Here is a 15,115-nt window from a genome sequence, read left to right on the forward strand (position 1 = left end):
GTCGGCAGGCACGCCGTTACCGTCTGGATGGTCATGGCGGTGGCCGCGGCGCTGCTGGTGACCTCTGGCTGCGGATACCACCTGCGGGGCGTGACCGAGGTCGACCCGACTTTCGAGCGGGTGCACGTCTCGGGGCTGTCGAAATCGAGCCCGGTCTACCGTGCGCTGGTCGCCGAACTGGACAAGTCGGAGGCGGTGCTGGTCGACGACCGTCGCGAGGCCACGGCCCGACTCGTGGTCGAGAGCGATTCGGTCGAGGAGCGTGCCTCGGTGGTCGATCCCAGCGCCGACGTGCGCCAGTACGAACTGCTGCACGAACTGCGCTACCACATCGAGCTGCCCGACGGGTCGCGCACGCCCAGCCGCGAGATCAGCCAGGCGCGCAACTACAACTACGACCCGACCGGGGTGCTGGCCTCGTCGAGCAACGAGGGCCAGATTCGTCGCGAGCTGGGCGAGCTGGTGGGGCAGCTGCTGTTCTACCGCCTGCTCGCGCCGGTCGATCCCGATACCCTGATCGACCCCGCCGACGGTCGCTGAGGCCTAGGTGCTCGCCAAGCCACAGGAATTCGAGCAGCGCCTCGCGCGGGGCCTGGAATCCCTCTATGTCATCGGCGGCGATCAGCCGTTGCTGGTCCAGGAGGCGCGTGATGCGATCGTGGCAAAGGCCCGCGAGGCCGGCTGCGAGGAACGATTGCGTTTCGAGGTGGACGGCAAGTTCGACTGGGGCGCGCTGGAAAGCCAGGGGGCGAGCCTGTCGCTGTTCGCCAGCCAGCGGATCATCGACCTGCGCATGCCGGGCGGCAAGCCGGGCCGTGTGGGCTCCAAGGCGTTGAGCACGCTGGCCGAACGGGTCAAGCGCGGCGACGAGTCGGATGTCTGGATCGTCAGCCTGCCCCGGCTGGACAACCAGCTGCAGAAAAGCGCCTGGTTCAAGGCACTGGCCGGGGCGGGGCTGGCGGTGCGGTTCAACGATGTGCCGCTGGCACAACTGCCGGCCTGGATCACCCGGCGGGCCGCGGCGCAGGGCGTGAGCCTCGAGCGCGACGCCGCCGAACTGATCGCCGGGCGCGTCGAGGGCAACCTGCTCGCCGCCGCCCAGGAGATCGAGAAGCTGGCGTTGATGGACATCGAGGGTCCGGTCGATGCCGCCCGGGTCGCCCAGGGCTTGGCCAACCAGTCGCGAGTCGATACCTTCGCCCTGAGTGACGCGGTGCTCGACGCCGACCGCGAGCGCGGCCTGTACCTGCTCTCGCGCCTGCGCGCCGAGGGCACCGAGCCGCTGTTGATCCTGTGGGTGATCGCCCGGGATCTGCGGGCACTGGTCGCGCTGGCGGGCAACGACCAGGCGGGGTTCAAGAAGACCCGCATCCCGGCCTTTCTCGCCCGCCGCTACCAGGCGCGCGCCCGGATGATGCCGCCGGGTAACTGGCAGCGATTGCTGGCCGGCTGCGCCGAGGTCGACCGCTGCATCAAGGGCCTGGGCGAGGGCTGCAACACGGCCGACGGCGGGGCGCGGGTCTGGGCCTTGCTCGACCGGGTGATGCTGCACGCGACCCGGCCGGGGCGTTGAATCCCTTGAATGATCCCGGGAAAACGCCTCCAGCCTTGACCGAATCCATGACGAGCGCCCCCGTTGGCTCGTTTCGAACCTGATCAGGAGATAGCTACCGATGGCCAATGACAAGAGCGTCACCGAGACCATTCAGGCAATGGGCCAGGCGGCCCGCCGCGCGGCACGTGCGCTGTCGCGGGTCGACACGCAGAAGAAGAACGCCGCCCTGCTGGCGATCGCGGATCAATTGGTGGAGCACGCCGGAACGCTGATCGAGGCCAACAGGAAGGACCTCGAGGCCGGCCGTGCCAACGGCCTGGACGAGGCGATGATCGAGCGGCTGGCCATCGACACCGCCGGCATCCAGAAGATGGCCGAGGGCGTGCGCCAGATCGCCGCCCTGCCGGACCCGGTCGGCGAGATCACCGACACCGTGTTCCGTCCCTCGGGCATCCAGGTCGGTCGCATGCGCGTGCCGCTGGGCGTGATCGGCATCATCTACGAGTCGCGTCCCAACGTGACCATCGATGCCGCCGCGCTGTGCCTGAAATCCGGCAACGCCACCATCCTGCGTGGCGGCTCCGAGGCGATCCATTCCAACCAGGCGCTGGCCGCCTGCATCCGCGACGGGCTCGAGGCCGCCGGCCTGCCGTCCGAGACCGTGCAGATCGTCGCCACCACCGACCGCGAGGCGGTCACGGCGATGCTCCACAGCCCCGAGGCGCTCGACGTGATCATCCCGCGCGGCGGCAAGGGGCTGGTCGCGCTGGTCTCGCGCGAGGCGCGCATGCCGGTGATCAAGCACCTCGACGGCGTCTGCCACGTCTACATCGACCGGGATGCCGATCTCGACAAGGCCCGCGCGATCGCGGTCAACGCCAAGACGCATCGCTATGGTGTGTGCAACGCGATGGAGACCCTGCTGGTCGACCAGTCCGTGGCCGAGACCGTGCTGCCGGATCTCGCCGACCGCTTCGGCGAGCTAGACGTCGAGCTGCGCGGTTGCGAGCGTGCGCGGTCGATCGTGCCCTCGATGACCGCAGCGACCGAGGAAGATTGGGGCGAGGAATACCTCGGGCCCATTCTGGCCGTGGCCGTGGTCGACGGCCTGGACGCGGCGATCGAGCACATCGAGACCTTCGGTTCGCACCACACCGACAGCATCGTCACCGAGAACTACACCACCGCGCGGCGCTTCCTGCGCGAGGTCGATTCGGCCTCGGTGATGATCAACGCCTCGACACGGTTCGCCGACGGCATGGAATACGGTCTGGGCGCCGAGATCGGCATCTCCACCGACAAGATCCACGCCCGCGGCCCGGTCGGCCTCGAGGGGCTGACCTCGCAGAAGTTCATCGTGCTGGGCAACGGCGAGACGCGTCATTGACGAGACCGGTATCGCATCCGCTTCTCAGGCCGTCGTGAGCGGCTTGAGTGCAAGGAGCCGCGGAGTGAGCGACGAGACATATCCGATCGATAGGCAGATGCAGGCCATCCTTGGCCTGCACTCTTCGAGCGCACTTAGTGCGCCTCGATTCGCTCTCGGCGAATCGAGAGGAGCGAGCGACGGAATGGCCGGGACGCCATTCCGGACGCAAGCTCCGCTTGCGCTTGCGAGGGGCAGGGACGCCCCGAGTCCGCACGCGACGCCGCAATCAAGCCGCGCAGCAGGCCTGAGGAGCGGATCATGATCGGTGTTTTTGGCGGCACGTTTGACCCGGTCCACATCGGCCACCTGCGCCTGGCGACCGAGGTGGCCGAGACTCTGGGTCTGGATCGGGTGCACCTGGTGCCCGCGGCCATTCCGCCGCACCGGGGCGAGCCGCTGCTCGATCCGGCCACGCGCCTCGATCTTGTGGCGCAATCGATCGCCGACGAGCCGCGCTTCCTGCTCGACGACCGCGAGCACCGCCGGACCGGACCGTCCTACACCGCCGACACGCTGGCCGAGTTCGCCGCCGAGTACCCGGGCGAGCCGCTGGTATTGATGATGGGCATGGATGCCTTCAACGGCCTGCCGGGCTGGCACGAGGTCGGGCGCATCCTGGAACTCGCCCACATCGCGGTCGCCACCCGTCCCGGATCGCGGGCCGAGGGGAGGGCGGCCGAATGGCTGGCCGAGCGCCGGGTCGACCCGGCGGAGCTGGCGACGGCCCCGGCGGGCCGGATGGTGTCGGTGGCCATTACCCGGCTGGACATCTCGGCGACCACGCTGCGCGGGTTCATCGATCAGGGCCGCTCGCTGCGTTATCTCGTGCCCGAGCCGGTGGTGCGCCATTTCCGCCGTGGTTGACCGCATCGCCGGTTACGTCGACCATTGCCGGTTTTCGACGCCTAATCAACCCGTTTCATTTTCCCCGTTTCATTTTCCATTGGCGGCCCGGTGCCGCCATGCCACAGGTTTTCCTACATGAGCGCGAAGCAACCGCCATCCACCCGCAACGAGCCGGTCGACCAGACCCCGCCGATGCCGGCCGACGAGATCCTCAAGCACGCCGTCGAGGCGCTCGAGGGGCTCAAGGCCGTCGACCTGGTCACGCTCGACGTGCGCGAACGCTGCAACTTCACCGACTACATGGTGTTCGCCTCCGGCACCTCCGATCGCCACTTGAAGGCGATGGCGCAGGAAGTGGTCAAGACCCTCAAGGACCACGGCATGCGCCCGATGAACGTCGAGGGCGACGACACGCCGCAGACCGAATGGGTGCTGGTCGACTTCATCGACGTGATCGTGCACCTGATGATGCCCGAGACCCGCGCGCTGTATCAGCTGGAAAAGCTCTGGTCGGCCCCCGCGGCCGACCCGTCCGCCTCCGACGCGTAGGCCCGGATGCGGATCGAGCTGATCAGCGTCGGCCACAAGCTGCCTGGCTGGGCCGAGGAGGGCACGCAGGAATACCTCAAGCGGCTGCCGGCCGGCTGCCCGGCGCGCCTGACGGAAATCCCCGCCGCCCCGCGCGGCAAGAACGCCGACATCGACCGCGTCAAGACGATGGAGGCCGAGCGCATCGAGCGGGCCATCCCGGCCGGGGCGCGCGTGATCCTGTTCGACGAGCGGGGGCGTGATCGCGATACCCGCCAGTGGGCCGCTGCCCTGGGAGACTGGCTGGTCGAGGGGCGCGATGTGGCCCTGGTGATCGGTGGCCCGGACGGCGTGGCGAAATCCCTGCGCCAGCGCGCCGACGAGACCTGGCGTCTGTCGGCGCTGACCCTGCCGCACCCGCTGGTGCGCGTGCTGGTCGCCGAGCAGCTCTACCGCGCCTGGTCGTTGCACCAGAATCATCCCTACCACCGCGAGTGAAGGCCGCGAGAACGGCCCCACGTATGGGATGGACTTGTCAGGGAACCTGTGCACGGATGCCATGCCATTACGTGGCGGGTTTCCCTAGAATGAGACGATGACTTCCAGTCCCCATCCGCCGTCACTGTGGCTGGCCAGCGGTTCGCCGCGGCGGCGGGAATTGCTCGAGCAGGCCGGCTTCCTCATCGCCGGACGGGCACGGCCCACGCGAGAGGTGGACGAGTCGCTGTTGCCGGGCGAGGCGGCCGGTGCGGCATCGCGTCGTCTGGCGCGAGCGAAGCTGCAAGCCGCGCTGGCCGACCCGGCGCGCCCGGCGGGCGCGGTGCTCCTGGCGGCGGACACCCTGGTTTCCGGACCGGATGGTCGGCCAATGGGCAAGCCCGCCGACGCGGCCGATGCCGAGGCGATGCTGGCTACCCTGAGCGGTCGCTGGCACGAGGTGGTCACCACGGTCGCGGTCGGTGACGGTGAGCGGTTCGGCGACGAGGTGGTCACCTCGCGGCTGCGCTTCGACCCACTCTCCCGGGAGACGATCCGGGCCTACGTGGCCACCGGTGAGCCGCTGGACAAGGCAGGCGCCTACGGCCTGCAGGGCCGGGGCGGCAGTTTCGTCGCGGCCATCGATGGCGATTGCAGCGCGGTGATCGGACTGCCCCTGGCGGCCACGCGTCGACTGCTGGCGTCGTTCGGAATCCGGCCGGCATGGATGGACCGAGGCGAACGGATCGGGGCGACACGGAATAACAACGAGAACTGAGTCATGAGTGAAGAAGTCCTGATCAACATCACCCCGCAGGAGACCCGCATCGCGATGGTCGAGAACGGGGTGCTCCAGGAGATCAACATCGAGCGCTCGCGCTCGCGGGGCATGGTGGGCAACATCTACCGCGGGCGCGTGACCCGCGTGCTGCCTGGCATGGAAGCGGCCTTCATCGACATCGGCGAGGAGCGTGCGGCCTTCCTGCACGTCTCCGACGTCGAGTTGAAGGTGGACGATCCGGACACCGAGCTCGAGTCCGCATCGCCGTCGATCGAGATGCTGCTGCGCACGGGGCAGAACCTCCTGGTGCAGGTGATCAAGGACCCGATCGGCACCAAGGGCGCGCGCCTGACCACCGAGATCACCATTCCGTCGCGCTACCTGGTCTACGTGCCCAACGGGCGCAATATCGGGGTTTCCAGCCGCATCGAGGACAAGAACGAGCGTGACCGGCTCAAGACGGGGCTGACCGAGATCATCCTCGAGGAGGAGGGCTCGCTCGAGGGTGTCGGTGGCCTGATCCTGCGCACGGCGGCAGAGGGTGTCGAGGAAGAGCAGCTGCGCCACGACTACCGCTTTTTGCGCCGCTTGTGGAGCAACCTGGCCGAGCGTCGCCAGCAGATGACCGATCCCGGGCTGGTCTACGAGGACCTGCCGCTGGCGCTGCGCACCCTGCGCGACACCCTCGGCCAGTTCGTCGAGAAGATCCGCATCGACTCGCGCGAGACCTACCACCGCGCGATCGCGTTTGCCGAGGAGATGGTCCCGGACATCCTGCCGATCGTCGAGCACTATCCCGGCGAGCGGCCGATCTTCGAGCTGCACAACATCGAGGAAGAGATCCAGCGTGCGCTGGAAAAGCGCGTCGCGCTGAAGTCCGGCGGCTACATCGTCATCGACCAGACCGAGGCGATGACCACCATCGACGTCAACACCGGGGCCTTCGTCGGTCACAAGACGCTCGAAGAGACCATCTTCAAGACCAACCTCGAGGCGGCCGCGGCGATCGCGCGCCAGTTGCGGCTGCGCAACCTCGGCGGGATCATCATCATCGACTTCATCGACATGGCCGAGCCGGAACACCGGATACAGGTGCATCAGGCGCTCAACCGGGCGCTGGAACGCGATCACGCGCGCACCAAGGTCTGCGACGTCTCCACGCTGGGTCTCGTCGAGATGACGAGAAAGCGCACCCGCGAGTCGCTCGAGCACGTGCTCTGCGAGACCTGCCCGGTCTGTGCCGGGCGCGGGTCGGTCAAGACCGCCGAGACGGTCTGTTACGAGATCTTCCGCGAGGTCACCCGGGATGCGCGTCAGTACCGGCCCAAGTCGATGCTGGTGATCGCCAGCGCCTCGGTGATCGACCGGCTACGCGAGGAGGACTCCACCTCGTTGGCCGAGTTGCAGGAATTCATCGGCGTTCCGCTTAAACTGCAGATTGACCTGCACTATCAGCCCGAACAATACGACATCGTCCTGATGTGATCGGACACGGCCGGCCCCGGTGGCCGGGGATGGCTGGGCTGGCGGACGCATGCGGAGTGGCCGGGTAAATGGGGACTAGCAGCGAAAAAAGGGAACGCCGCCTTCGCGTGGCATTTCGCCGCCTGCTGATGGCGGGGGCGCTGCTGGTGGTACTGATCGCCGCACTCAGCGCCGTCTCGCGCGCGCTGCTTCCCTGGGTGGAGCGTTACCAGCCCGATTTCGAGGCGAGGGTCAGCGAGGCGCTCGACGTGCCGGTGCGCTTCGGTGCCCTCGACCTGCGCTGGCAGGGCTACCAGCCGCAGTTGATCCTGCGCGACGTGCGCATCGATGCCGGCCCGCGGGCCGACGCGCTGAGCCTGGGGCTTTCCTGGTGGCGCAGCCTCACCGAGTGGCGCCTGGTCGCCGACAAGATCACCCTCGATGCCCCCCGGTTCACCCTGATTCGCGACCGGCAAGGCTGGTCGGTGGCCGACCTGTCGCTCGAGGGGCGGGCCGGCGTGACCGCACAGCGCGTCTCCTGGGCCGAGGTGGAAGACCAGCTGGCGCGCCTGGGGCACCTGTCGGTGCGCGATGCGGTGGTCGAGTTCCGCGATCCCGACGGTCAGGGCGACCGGCTGACGTTCAGCCTGGCCGCCGAGCTCGACCGCGAGCATTGGCGGGCATCGGGCAACGCCCGGCTCGCCGGGATCAGCGACGAGCCGATGCGGTTCGCCGGCGAGGGGCGCTTCGGCGAGCCTGGCGAGGTCTCGCTGTTCCTGCAGGTGACGGACTGGGAACTGCCCGCGGTGCAGCGGCGGCTGGATCGCTACGGCGGCCCCGGCGTCCGACGCAGCCTGGGTGGCTGCCCCGGCGACGGCGACCCGGCGCGTTGCGAGGTGGGCATGCCGCAGGTCGACTCCGGCGTGCTGGATGGTCGGCTGTGGCTGGACTGGCACCAGCAGCGTCTGACCGATCTCACCGTGGAAGCCGACATGCGCGATCTCGCCGTGACGCGCGAACAACTGCTGGGCGTGGACGACGCCCGCCAGGCCTCGCTGGATCGGGTCTCGACGACGCTGGCCTGGGTGCGTGATGCCGACGGCTGGCACCTCGATGCCGAGGACGTCAGGGTGCGCCCCTCGCGTGAGGAGGAGCCGCTGCCGACCGAGTTCGTGCGCATGCGCTCGGTCGGGGATGACCTGCGGTTTGCCACCGATCACGCCGATCTCGGCCACCTGGCCGTCTGGCTGGCCGCCGCGCCCCTGCCGACCGACTTTCTCGAACTGCTCGACCAGAACGTGCCGCGTGGCCAGGCACGTGACGTGCGCCTACGCTTTGTCGACGGAGAGTTCGTCGAGGGCTTTCTCGATCTCCGGGGCTTCGGCAACACCACCGGGGTGCCGCTGCGACCGGTCATCGGTACCCGTTCGGGGCGCGGTGGCGCGGATCTGACCCTGTACCGGCGGCCTGGCGGCTGGTTGGCGCGCGTCGACCAGTCTGACCTCATCCTGGCGGTGCCGGGCATGTTCCGCGAGCCGGTGGCAGTCGATCGGCTCCACGGCGATCTCTACTGGTTCGACCGGATCGCCTCAACCGATGAAGCGACGCCGGGGGCGGGGCTGGCGCTGTACAGCCCGAACCTGGTACTCGAATCCCCGGGGCTTGACGTCGCCGGGCGGTTCTTCTATCGCCAGGCGACCGACGAGCAGCCCGGTTACCTCGGTATCGACAGCGGCTTTGCCGTCGAGGATACGCGTCAGGCACCGGCATACCTGCCGCGTCACGTGATCGGTCCGAACACGCTCAGCTGGCTCGATGCGGCCCTCGAGGGCGATGGCGCCCGGGGACGCATCGACGGCGGACGGTTCATCTTCCATGGCGATCCGTCGCGCATGCCGTTCACCGACGGCGGCGGCTACTTCTCCATCGTGTTCGACTTCCACGACGTGACCTTGCCGTATCGTCCGGGCTGGCCGGACCTGACAGAGGCCGGCGGCAGCATGGCGTTCGTCAACAAGCAATACCACGTCGATGTCGAGCAGGGGCGTGTCGGACCGGTACCGGTCGGCGGCTCGCGCGTGAGCATCTTCGAACTCGACGAGCCCAGGTTGCAGGTCGCCGTCGACCGTCCGGTGGCCATCGATACCCTGCTAGACGGTCTGGGCCAGACCCCGCTGATCGATGCCGGGGCGCTGGCCGGGCTGTCGGGTAGCGGTGACGGGCGCCTGACCCTGGACGTGTTGATCGGACTGACCCCGGGCTCACCGCCGCCGTCAGCTTCCGGGGCGTACCGGTTTGACGGAAACCGCCTTTCGGTGGCCGACGGGCGCTTCGTTTTCGAGGACGTCCGGGGACCGCTGCGGTTCTCGGATACCCGGTTTCGCGCCGAGGATATCGAGGGGCGCTTTCTCGACCGGCCCTTCCACGCCCGCATCGATCCCGCGGCGGAGGGTTCGGCAACCCGTATCCAGGCCCGTACGCGCTTTACACCTGGCGGTCTGACCTCGGTGCTGGGCGAGGTCGGCCGAACCCCGCTGCCCCGGGCATTGATCACCGAGCTCGAGGGGGAAACGGACGTGGGCATGCGTGTCGACGTGCCGCACGGCGGGGGCGCGGTCGGGGTGCGCGTCGAGACCGGGCTGGAGGGATGGCAGAGCCGTCTTCCCGCCCCGCTGGACAAGCCGGCACCGGTCCGGTGGCCGCTGACGGTCGACATGGCGGTGCGCGATGGCGGGTTGCGCACCCTGTCCGCGCGACTCGACGGTCGCCAGACCTGGCGCGCCGATCTGGGTTTCGACGACGACGGCTCGCTGGTGAAAACCCGTGTGGGCAATCGTGACCTGGCGGAGATCGGAGACGATCAGGGCAAGGCGGCGGCGCACCGGGTGGGGCTGACGCTCGAGGAGCTGGCGGTGGACCCGTGGCTGTCCTGGTGGGAATCGGTCGAATCGGATGGGCCGGGCAAGACCGGTGTCGCCGGTGATGCCGGGTCCTGGTGGGTGGATGCGCGCCTCGATCGATTGTGGCTGGGCGATTGGTGGCTAGAGGGCGTCACGGTCGGTTGGGCGACTCGTGACGATGGTTGGTGGCTGGGCGTCTCCGGTGAGGAGAACCGCGGCGAGCTGCGCCTTGCCGACGGCGGGGCCACGCCCTCCGGCCGACTGGAGGGAGAGTTCGATCGCCTGCGCCTGCATCGCGAGTCGGCGTCCTCCGATCGAGCGCCCGCCCCGCCGCAGGCGTGGGACCTGGCAGGACTCCCGGCGGCCAGTCTGCGCGTGGATGCCCTCACGGTGGACAAGCTCCGACTCGGTCGGCTGGGCGTGGAGGCGTTGCCGGAAGACGATCACTACCGGATCGACCGCATCGACTGGCAGCCGGTGTCCAGCCTGAGCGTCTCGGGGAGCGGGCGCGTCGAGGACGGGGTCGGAGACGGGCCGCAGGGCCAGCGTACCCGTCTGTCGCTGGCGATCGACGGCAAGGACGTGGGTGCGGCGATCGAGGCCGTCAACGGCGATTCGCCCATCCAGGGCGGCGACGTCGACGAGGGGCAGCTGACCCTCGCCTGGCCCGGCAGCCCGACGAGCTTCTTCGTCGGTCGGGCGGCCGGCAACGGCCAGTTCCTCCTGTCCGACGGGCAGCTCAGACGCATCGACCCGGGTGCCGGTCGCTTGGTCGGGCTGATGAGCCTCGGAGCGCTGGCCGACCGGTTGCGCCTGGATTTCCGCGACGTCACCCGCGAGGGTCTGTACTTCGAGACGCTGGCCGGGCAGTGGCGGCTCGATCGCGGCCGGCTGATGGTCGACCCCCTGGAGCTGATCAACCCGTCGCTGAGCGTCCTGATCGACGGCGAACTGCAGCTGGTCGAGCGACGCCTCGACCTGACCGCCCGCATCTACGCCGACTTCGGCATGCTGCTGCCGCTGATCGGCACCGTGGCCGGTGGCCCGCTGGTGGGCGGGGCGGTGCTGGCCCTGCAGGAGACCTTCCGGCAACTCGATCAGGCCCCGGAGCCGTCGGTCACCTACCATGTCGGTGGATCGTTCGATCAGCCCGAGGTCACCCAGCCCGAGGCCACCCAAGGAGACAGTCCATGACCGAAGCGACACCGACCGTCGCCGTCGTGCAACTCAACGGTCGTGGTGACTGGGCCGCCAATCGCGCCGCCGTCGAGCCGCTGATCGCCGCGGCGGCCGAGGGCGGGGCAAGCGTGGTGGTCCTGCCGGAGAACCTCCTGGCGATGCCGGCCGACCCGCGTGAGCTGGTCGGAATGGCGCGGCTGGACACGCCGGGCGCGGTCGACGACCTGGTCGCCTGGGCCGGCAAACACGACATCTGGCTGGTGGCCGGCACCCTGCCGTTCGTGCCCGACGACCCGGCCGAGACCGATCGGGTCTTCTCGCGCAGCCTGGTGATCGACTCGACCGGACGCATCGTCGCCCACTACGACAAGATCCACCTGTTCGACGTCGTGCTGCCGGACGGCGAGAGCTACCGCGAATCGGCCACCTTCGTCGCCGGCGATCGCCCCGTGGTCGTCGACACGCCCGCCGGTCGCCTGGGGATGGCCACCTGCTTCGACCTGCGCTTTCCCGAGCTGTTCACCCACCTCGCCGCGGCGGGAGCGGACTGGTTCTGCCTGCCGTCGGCCTTCACCCGGGCCACGGGACAGGCGCATTGGGAAGTGCTCGTGCGGGCAAGGGCGATCGAGAACAGTTGCTGGCTGGTGGCCGCCGCACAGGTCGGGCGCCATGCCGACGGGCGCGAGACCTTCGGTCACAGCCTGATCGTCGACCCCTGGGGGCGCGTGCTGGCGGATGCCGGCGAGACCGCCGATGTCGTTCGCCTGGCCCGGCTGGAGTACCCCTGGTTGCGCGGCCTGCGGGAACGCTTTCCCGTGCGGCGGCTGCACCGGCCCGAGGTCTTTTCGGACGGTCGCTGAGTTGGCCCGCGCCCATGGCGCAAATCGCGCTGGGCCTTTACCATGGAATCCCTGAATTTCGGCCCGGCAATGCTTGTCCGGGCGACCATAGCCAATAGTTGAGCGAAGATGACCGTACAGACCGACGACCTGCGCATCGAGGAGATCCACCAGCTGACCCCGCCCGAGGTCTTCCGGGCCGAATACGTGCTCTCGGAACGGGGCGCCGAGTTGGTGGATCACGCCCGCCGGACCATCCAGAACATCCTCGACCGTCGGGACGACCGGCTGATGGTGGTGATGGGACCGTGCTCGATCCACGACGTGGACGCGGCGCGCGACTACGCCGCCCGGCTGCGCGAGCTGGCCGACGAGGTCAAGGAAGACGTGTTCCTGATCATGCGGGTCTACTTCGAGAAGCCGCGCACCACGGTCGGCTGGAAGGGGCTGATCAACGACCCGGATCTCGACGGCAGCTTCAACATCAACAAGGGCCTGGGCGTGGCCCGCCACCTGCTGGTCGACCTGGCCGACATGGGCGTGCCCACGGCCACCGAGTACCTCGACCTGATCAGCCCGCAGTACATCTCCGACTCGATCAGCTGGGGCGCGATCGGCGCGCGCACCACCGAGTCGCAGGTGCACCGCGAGCTGGCCTCGGGGCTGTCCTGCCCGGTGGGGTTCAAGAACGGCACCGACGGCGGCCTGCGCGTGGCCATCGACGCGATCCGCGCCTCGGCCCGCCCGCACCATTTCCTTTCGGTGACCAAGGCCGGCCGCTCGGCGATCTTCGCCACCAGCGGCAACCCGGACTGCCACATCATCCTGCGCGGCGGGCGCAGCACCAACTACGATGCCGCCAGCGTCTCCGAGGCGCTCGAGCAGCTGCGCCAGACCGAGATGCCCGAGCGGCTGATGATCGATTTCTCGCACGCCAACAGCCAGAAGCAGCATGCCCGCCAGATCCAGGTGGCCGAGGACGTCGCCGGCCAGATCGCCGGCGGCAACGCCGGGATCGTCGGCGCGATGGTCGAGAGTCACCTGGTCGCCGGCCGCCAGGACGTGGTGCCGGGCAAGCCGCTTCACTACGGCCAGAGCATCACGGATGCCTGCATCGGCTGGGACGACAGCCGTGCGGTGATCCACCGGCTCGCCGAAGCCGTGCGCATCCGTCGCGCCGGCGGTGGCGTGCTCGACGAGCTGCCGGAACATGGCTGAGCCAACTCGCAGCCGCTGTCATCGTCTGCCGGCCTGGCGCCGCGGCGGTGTCGGGCTGGTCCTGGCGCTGGGTGCGCCGTGGCTGGGTTGGGCCGGGGGGCTGCAGGCGGCTTCGGCAGAGATCGAGGCCTTGATCGAATCGGTCGATGACCACGCGATGGGCATCGACCAGTTGACGGTGGCCCCGTCGGGGGCCTGGGTGAGCCGCTCGCTGACGACCGAGTCACTGGCGGCGCTCGAACCGGGCGACAGCTCGTTGCTGCATCGCGACCCGCGCGAGGAGGGCGGCCGCCTCTGGATCGGTGGCCTGCCGGCCGACCTCGACCGGGACAGCCTGCGGGTGCAGGGCGCGCGGGTCGATACCGAATCCGGGCTACGCCTCGAGCGCGAGGAAATGCGCGAGACGCCGCGTTACCGGCGCCTGGCCGAGCGTCTCGACGAGTTGCGGGCCGACGCCCGCCGGGTGGCGGCCGAGCTCGAGGAGAACGACTTGCGCCGTGGCATCGCCCGTGACCAGCTGGCCGCCCTGGAGCCGGCAGACGGCGACGTGGATACGCTGTGGGGCGAAAACGGCACGGTCGATACGCTGATGTCGCGCCTGACCGAGGAACGCCAGGCGTTGCTCGAGCGGCAGGCGACGATCGACGAGGACCGCGATGCCCTGCGCCGCGCACTCGACCAGCTGGCGGGGCAGGCGCCCGGCTGGCAGGTCGGCGTGGCGCTCAGGGAGGCGGAGCTGGAAGGGGGCGACGAGGCGGTGCGGCTGGCGTACCGGGTCGCCGACGCCGGTTGGGAGCCGATCTACCGTGTGCGGCTCGACACGACCGAGCGGCACGTCGACTGGCGCATGAACGCGCGGGTGCACCAGCAGACCGGCGAGGACTGGCCGGCGGTGCCGATGACGCTGGTGACCAGCGACCAGCGGCGGTTCTACCCGGTGCCGGAACTCGCGCCGTTGACCATCGGCTTTGTCGATCCCGATGACGGCGCGCCGGTGCGGCCGCTGGCCAAGCACTCCCTGATGCGCGCGGACGCCGCGGGCATGGCCGAGGCCGCGCGGGTCGAGGACGAGACGGGCTTTGCGACCCGCATCGCGGTGAACAGGCCGGCCTCCGTTCCCAGTGGCGAGGGCGGGGTGAACCTCTCGGTGCTGGACCAGGGGCTCGATGCCACCATGTCGCTGCGCGTCGCGCCACAGGCGAGCCGCGACGCGGTGGTGGTGGCCCGGTTCGCGCCGAGTATCGTCAACCCGTTGCCGGCCGGTCGCTGGGAGATCCACCGTGACGGCCAGCAGCAGGCGAGCGCGTCGCGGCCGGCGCTCCAGCCCGACGAGCCGGTCGAGCTGAGCTTCGGTGTCGATCCGCGACTGGTCGTCGATTACCAGGCACCGCCGGACGAGCGGGCCGGCCACGGCCTGATCGGCAAGTTCCACCAGATCGAGCGCCGTCGCCAGGTCACGGTGACCAGTCGCCATCGCGAGGCCGTGCCGGTGACGGTGCTGATGCGGATGCCGACACCGCTCGACGCCGACATCGTGGTCGAGCCGCTTTCGGCCGCTGACACGCCGACCGAACGTGCCTTCGACGACCAGAAGGGCGTCTGGGCCTACCAGCGTGAGCTGGTGCCCGACGAGCCCTGGCAGATCGACTTCGACTATCGCGTGCGCTGGCCCGAGGGCAAGCGGATCTCGCCGTTCTGACATCCGCGGCGGGATCCCCCGGCGAGCGTTTCAGCGCGATCGTCGCCGTGGGGCCGCGAGTGACCGAAATGCCGCGGCAGGCGGATCGAAGCAAACCCATTCATCCACGGACAAGGACCTACCACGAACATGCTTGATCTCGTTCTGGCCGGTGGCGGCATGATGCTGCCCATCATCATTGCCTCGGTGATCGCCATGGC

12 protein-coding genes are annotated in these 15,115 nt (G+C 69.2%); all 12 read left to right on the forward strand.

Going from position 1 to position 15,115, the window contains the following annotated elements; all coding sequences use genetic code 11:
* Nucleotides 1-33: 33 nt before the first annotated feature.
* The 12 genes from lptE (at nucleotide 34) to ACLFRM_RS02405 (ending at nucleotide 14,915) form a co-directional block, all read left to right on the forward strand.
* On the forward strand, nucleotides 34-540 hold the full coding sequence (lptE, locus tag ACLFRM_RS02350) for an LPS assembly lipoprotein LptE (RefSeq protein ID WP_410754081.1): 507 nt from the start codon (nucleotides 34-36) through the stop codon (nucleotides 538-540).
* A gap of 7 nt (nucleotides 541-547) precedes the next feature.
* The gene (gene holA, locus ACLFRM_RS02355) at nucleotides 548-1,573 is read left to right on the forward strand and encodes a DNA polymerase III subunit delta (RefSeq protein WP_410754083.1); all 1,026 of its coding nucleotides are present in this window, start codon (nucleotides 548-550) and stop codon (nucleotides 1,571-1,573) included.
* Nucleotides 1,574-1,673: 100 nt separating this feature from the next.
* Nucleotides 1,674-2,942 (forward strand): glutamate-5-semialdehyde dehydrogenase, encoded by a 1,269-nt coding sequence (locus ACLFRM_RS02360; protein WP_410754084.1) that lies wholly within the window; start codon nucleotides 1,674-1,676, stop codon nucleotides 2,940-2,942.
* Nucleotides 2,943-3,242: 300 nt separating this feature from the next.
* Nucleotides 3,243-3,848, forward strand: a complete 606-nt coding sequence (gene nadD / locus ACLFRM_RS02365) for a nicotinate-nucleotide adenylyltransferase (RefSeq protein ID WP_410754086.1) — start codon at nucleotides 3,243-3,245, stop codon at nucleotides 3,846-3,848.
* A 117-nt stretch (nucleotides 3,849-3,965) separates the two neighbouring features.
* A complete protein-coding gene (gene rsfS, locus ACLFRM_RS02370) occupies nucleotides 3,966-4,379 on the forward strand; it encodes a ribosome silencing factor (RefSeq protein ID WP_410754087.1) in 414 nt (137 codons plus the stop codon).
* Between the two features lie 6 nt (nucleotides 4,380-4,385).
* Entirely contained in the window at nucleotides 4,386-4,856 is a 471-nt protein-coding gene (gene rlmH, locus ACLFRM_RS02375) for a 23S rRNA (pseudouridine(1915)-N(3))-methyltransferase RlmH (RefSeq protein WP_410754089.1), read from the forward strand.
* A 97-nt stretch (nucleotides 4,857-4,953) separates the two neighbouring features.
* The gene (locus ACLFRM_RS02380) at nucleotides 4,954-5,613 is read left to right on the forward strand and encodes a Maf family protein (protein WP_410754091.1); all 660 of its coding nucleotides are present in this window, start codon (nucleotides 4,954-4,956) and stop codon (nucleotides 5,611-5,613) included.
* 3 nt (nucleotides 5,614-5,616) lie between these two features.
* Nucleotides 5,617-7,101 carry a ribonuclease G gene (gene rng / locus ACLFRM_RS02385; protein ID WP_410754093.1) on the forward strand — a complete coding sequence of 495 codons (1,485 nt, stop codon included), beginning with the start codon at nucleotides 5,617-5,619 and terminating at the stop codon, nucleotides 7,099-7,101.
* Nucleotides 7,102-7,208: 107 nt separating this feature from the next.
* Nucleotides 7,209-11,174 (forward strand): YhdP family protein, encoded by a 3,966-nt coding sequence (locus ACLFRM_RS02390; protein ID WP_410754095.1) that lies wholly within the window; start codon nucleotides 7,209-7,211, stop codon nucleotides 11,172-11,174.
* Nucleotides 11,171-12,019 carry a carbon-nitrogen hydrolase family protein gene (locus ACLFRM_RS02395; protein WP_410754097.1) on the forward strand — a complete coding sequence of 283 codons (849 nt, stop codon included), beginning with the start codon at nucleotides 11,171-11,173 and terminating at the stop codon, nucleotides 12,017-12,019. The genes ACLFRM_RS02390 and ACLFRM_RS02395 overlap by 4 nt, the downstream gene beginning before the upstream one ends.
* A gap of 108 nt (nucleotides 12,020-12,127) precedes the next feature.
* Complete coding sequence (locus ACLFRM_RS02400; protein WP_410754099.1) at nucleotides 12,128-13,216, forward strand: 3-deoxy-7-phosphoheptulonate synthase; 1,089 nt, start codon at nucleotides 12,128-12,130, stop codon at nucleotides 13,214-13,216.
* The gene (locus tag ACLFRM_RS02405; protein ID WP_410754101.1) at nucleotides 13,209-14,915 is read left to right on the forward strand and encodes a mucoidy inhibitor MuiA family protein; all 1,707 of its coding nucleotides are present in this window, start codon (nucleotides 13,209-13,211) and stop codon (nucleotides 14,913-14,915) included. The genes ACLFRM_RS02400 and ACLFRM_RS02405 overlap by 8 nt, the downstream gene beginning before the upstream one ends.
* The last annotated feature ends 200 nt before the right edge of the window (nucleotides 14,916-15,115 follow it).

Origin of the sequence: Guyparkeria sp., assembly GCF_046540515.1 — a bacterium.
GTDB lineage: Bacteria > Pseudomonadota > Gammaproteobacteria > Halothiobacillales > Halothiobacillaceae > Guyparkeria.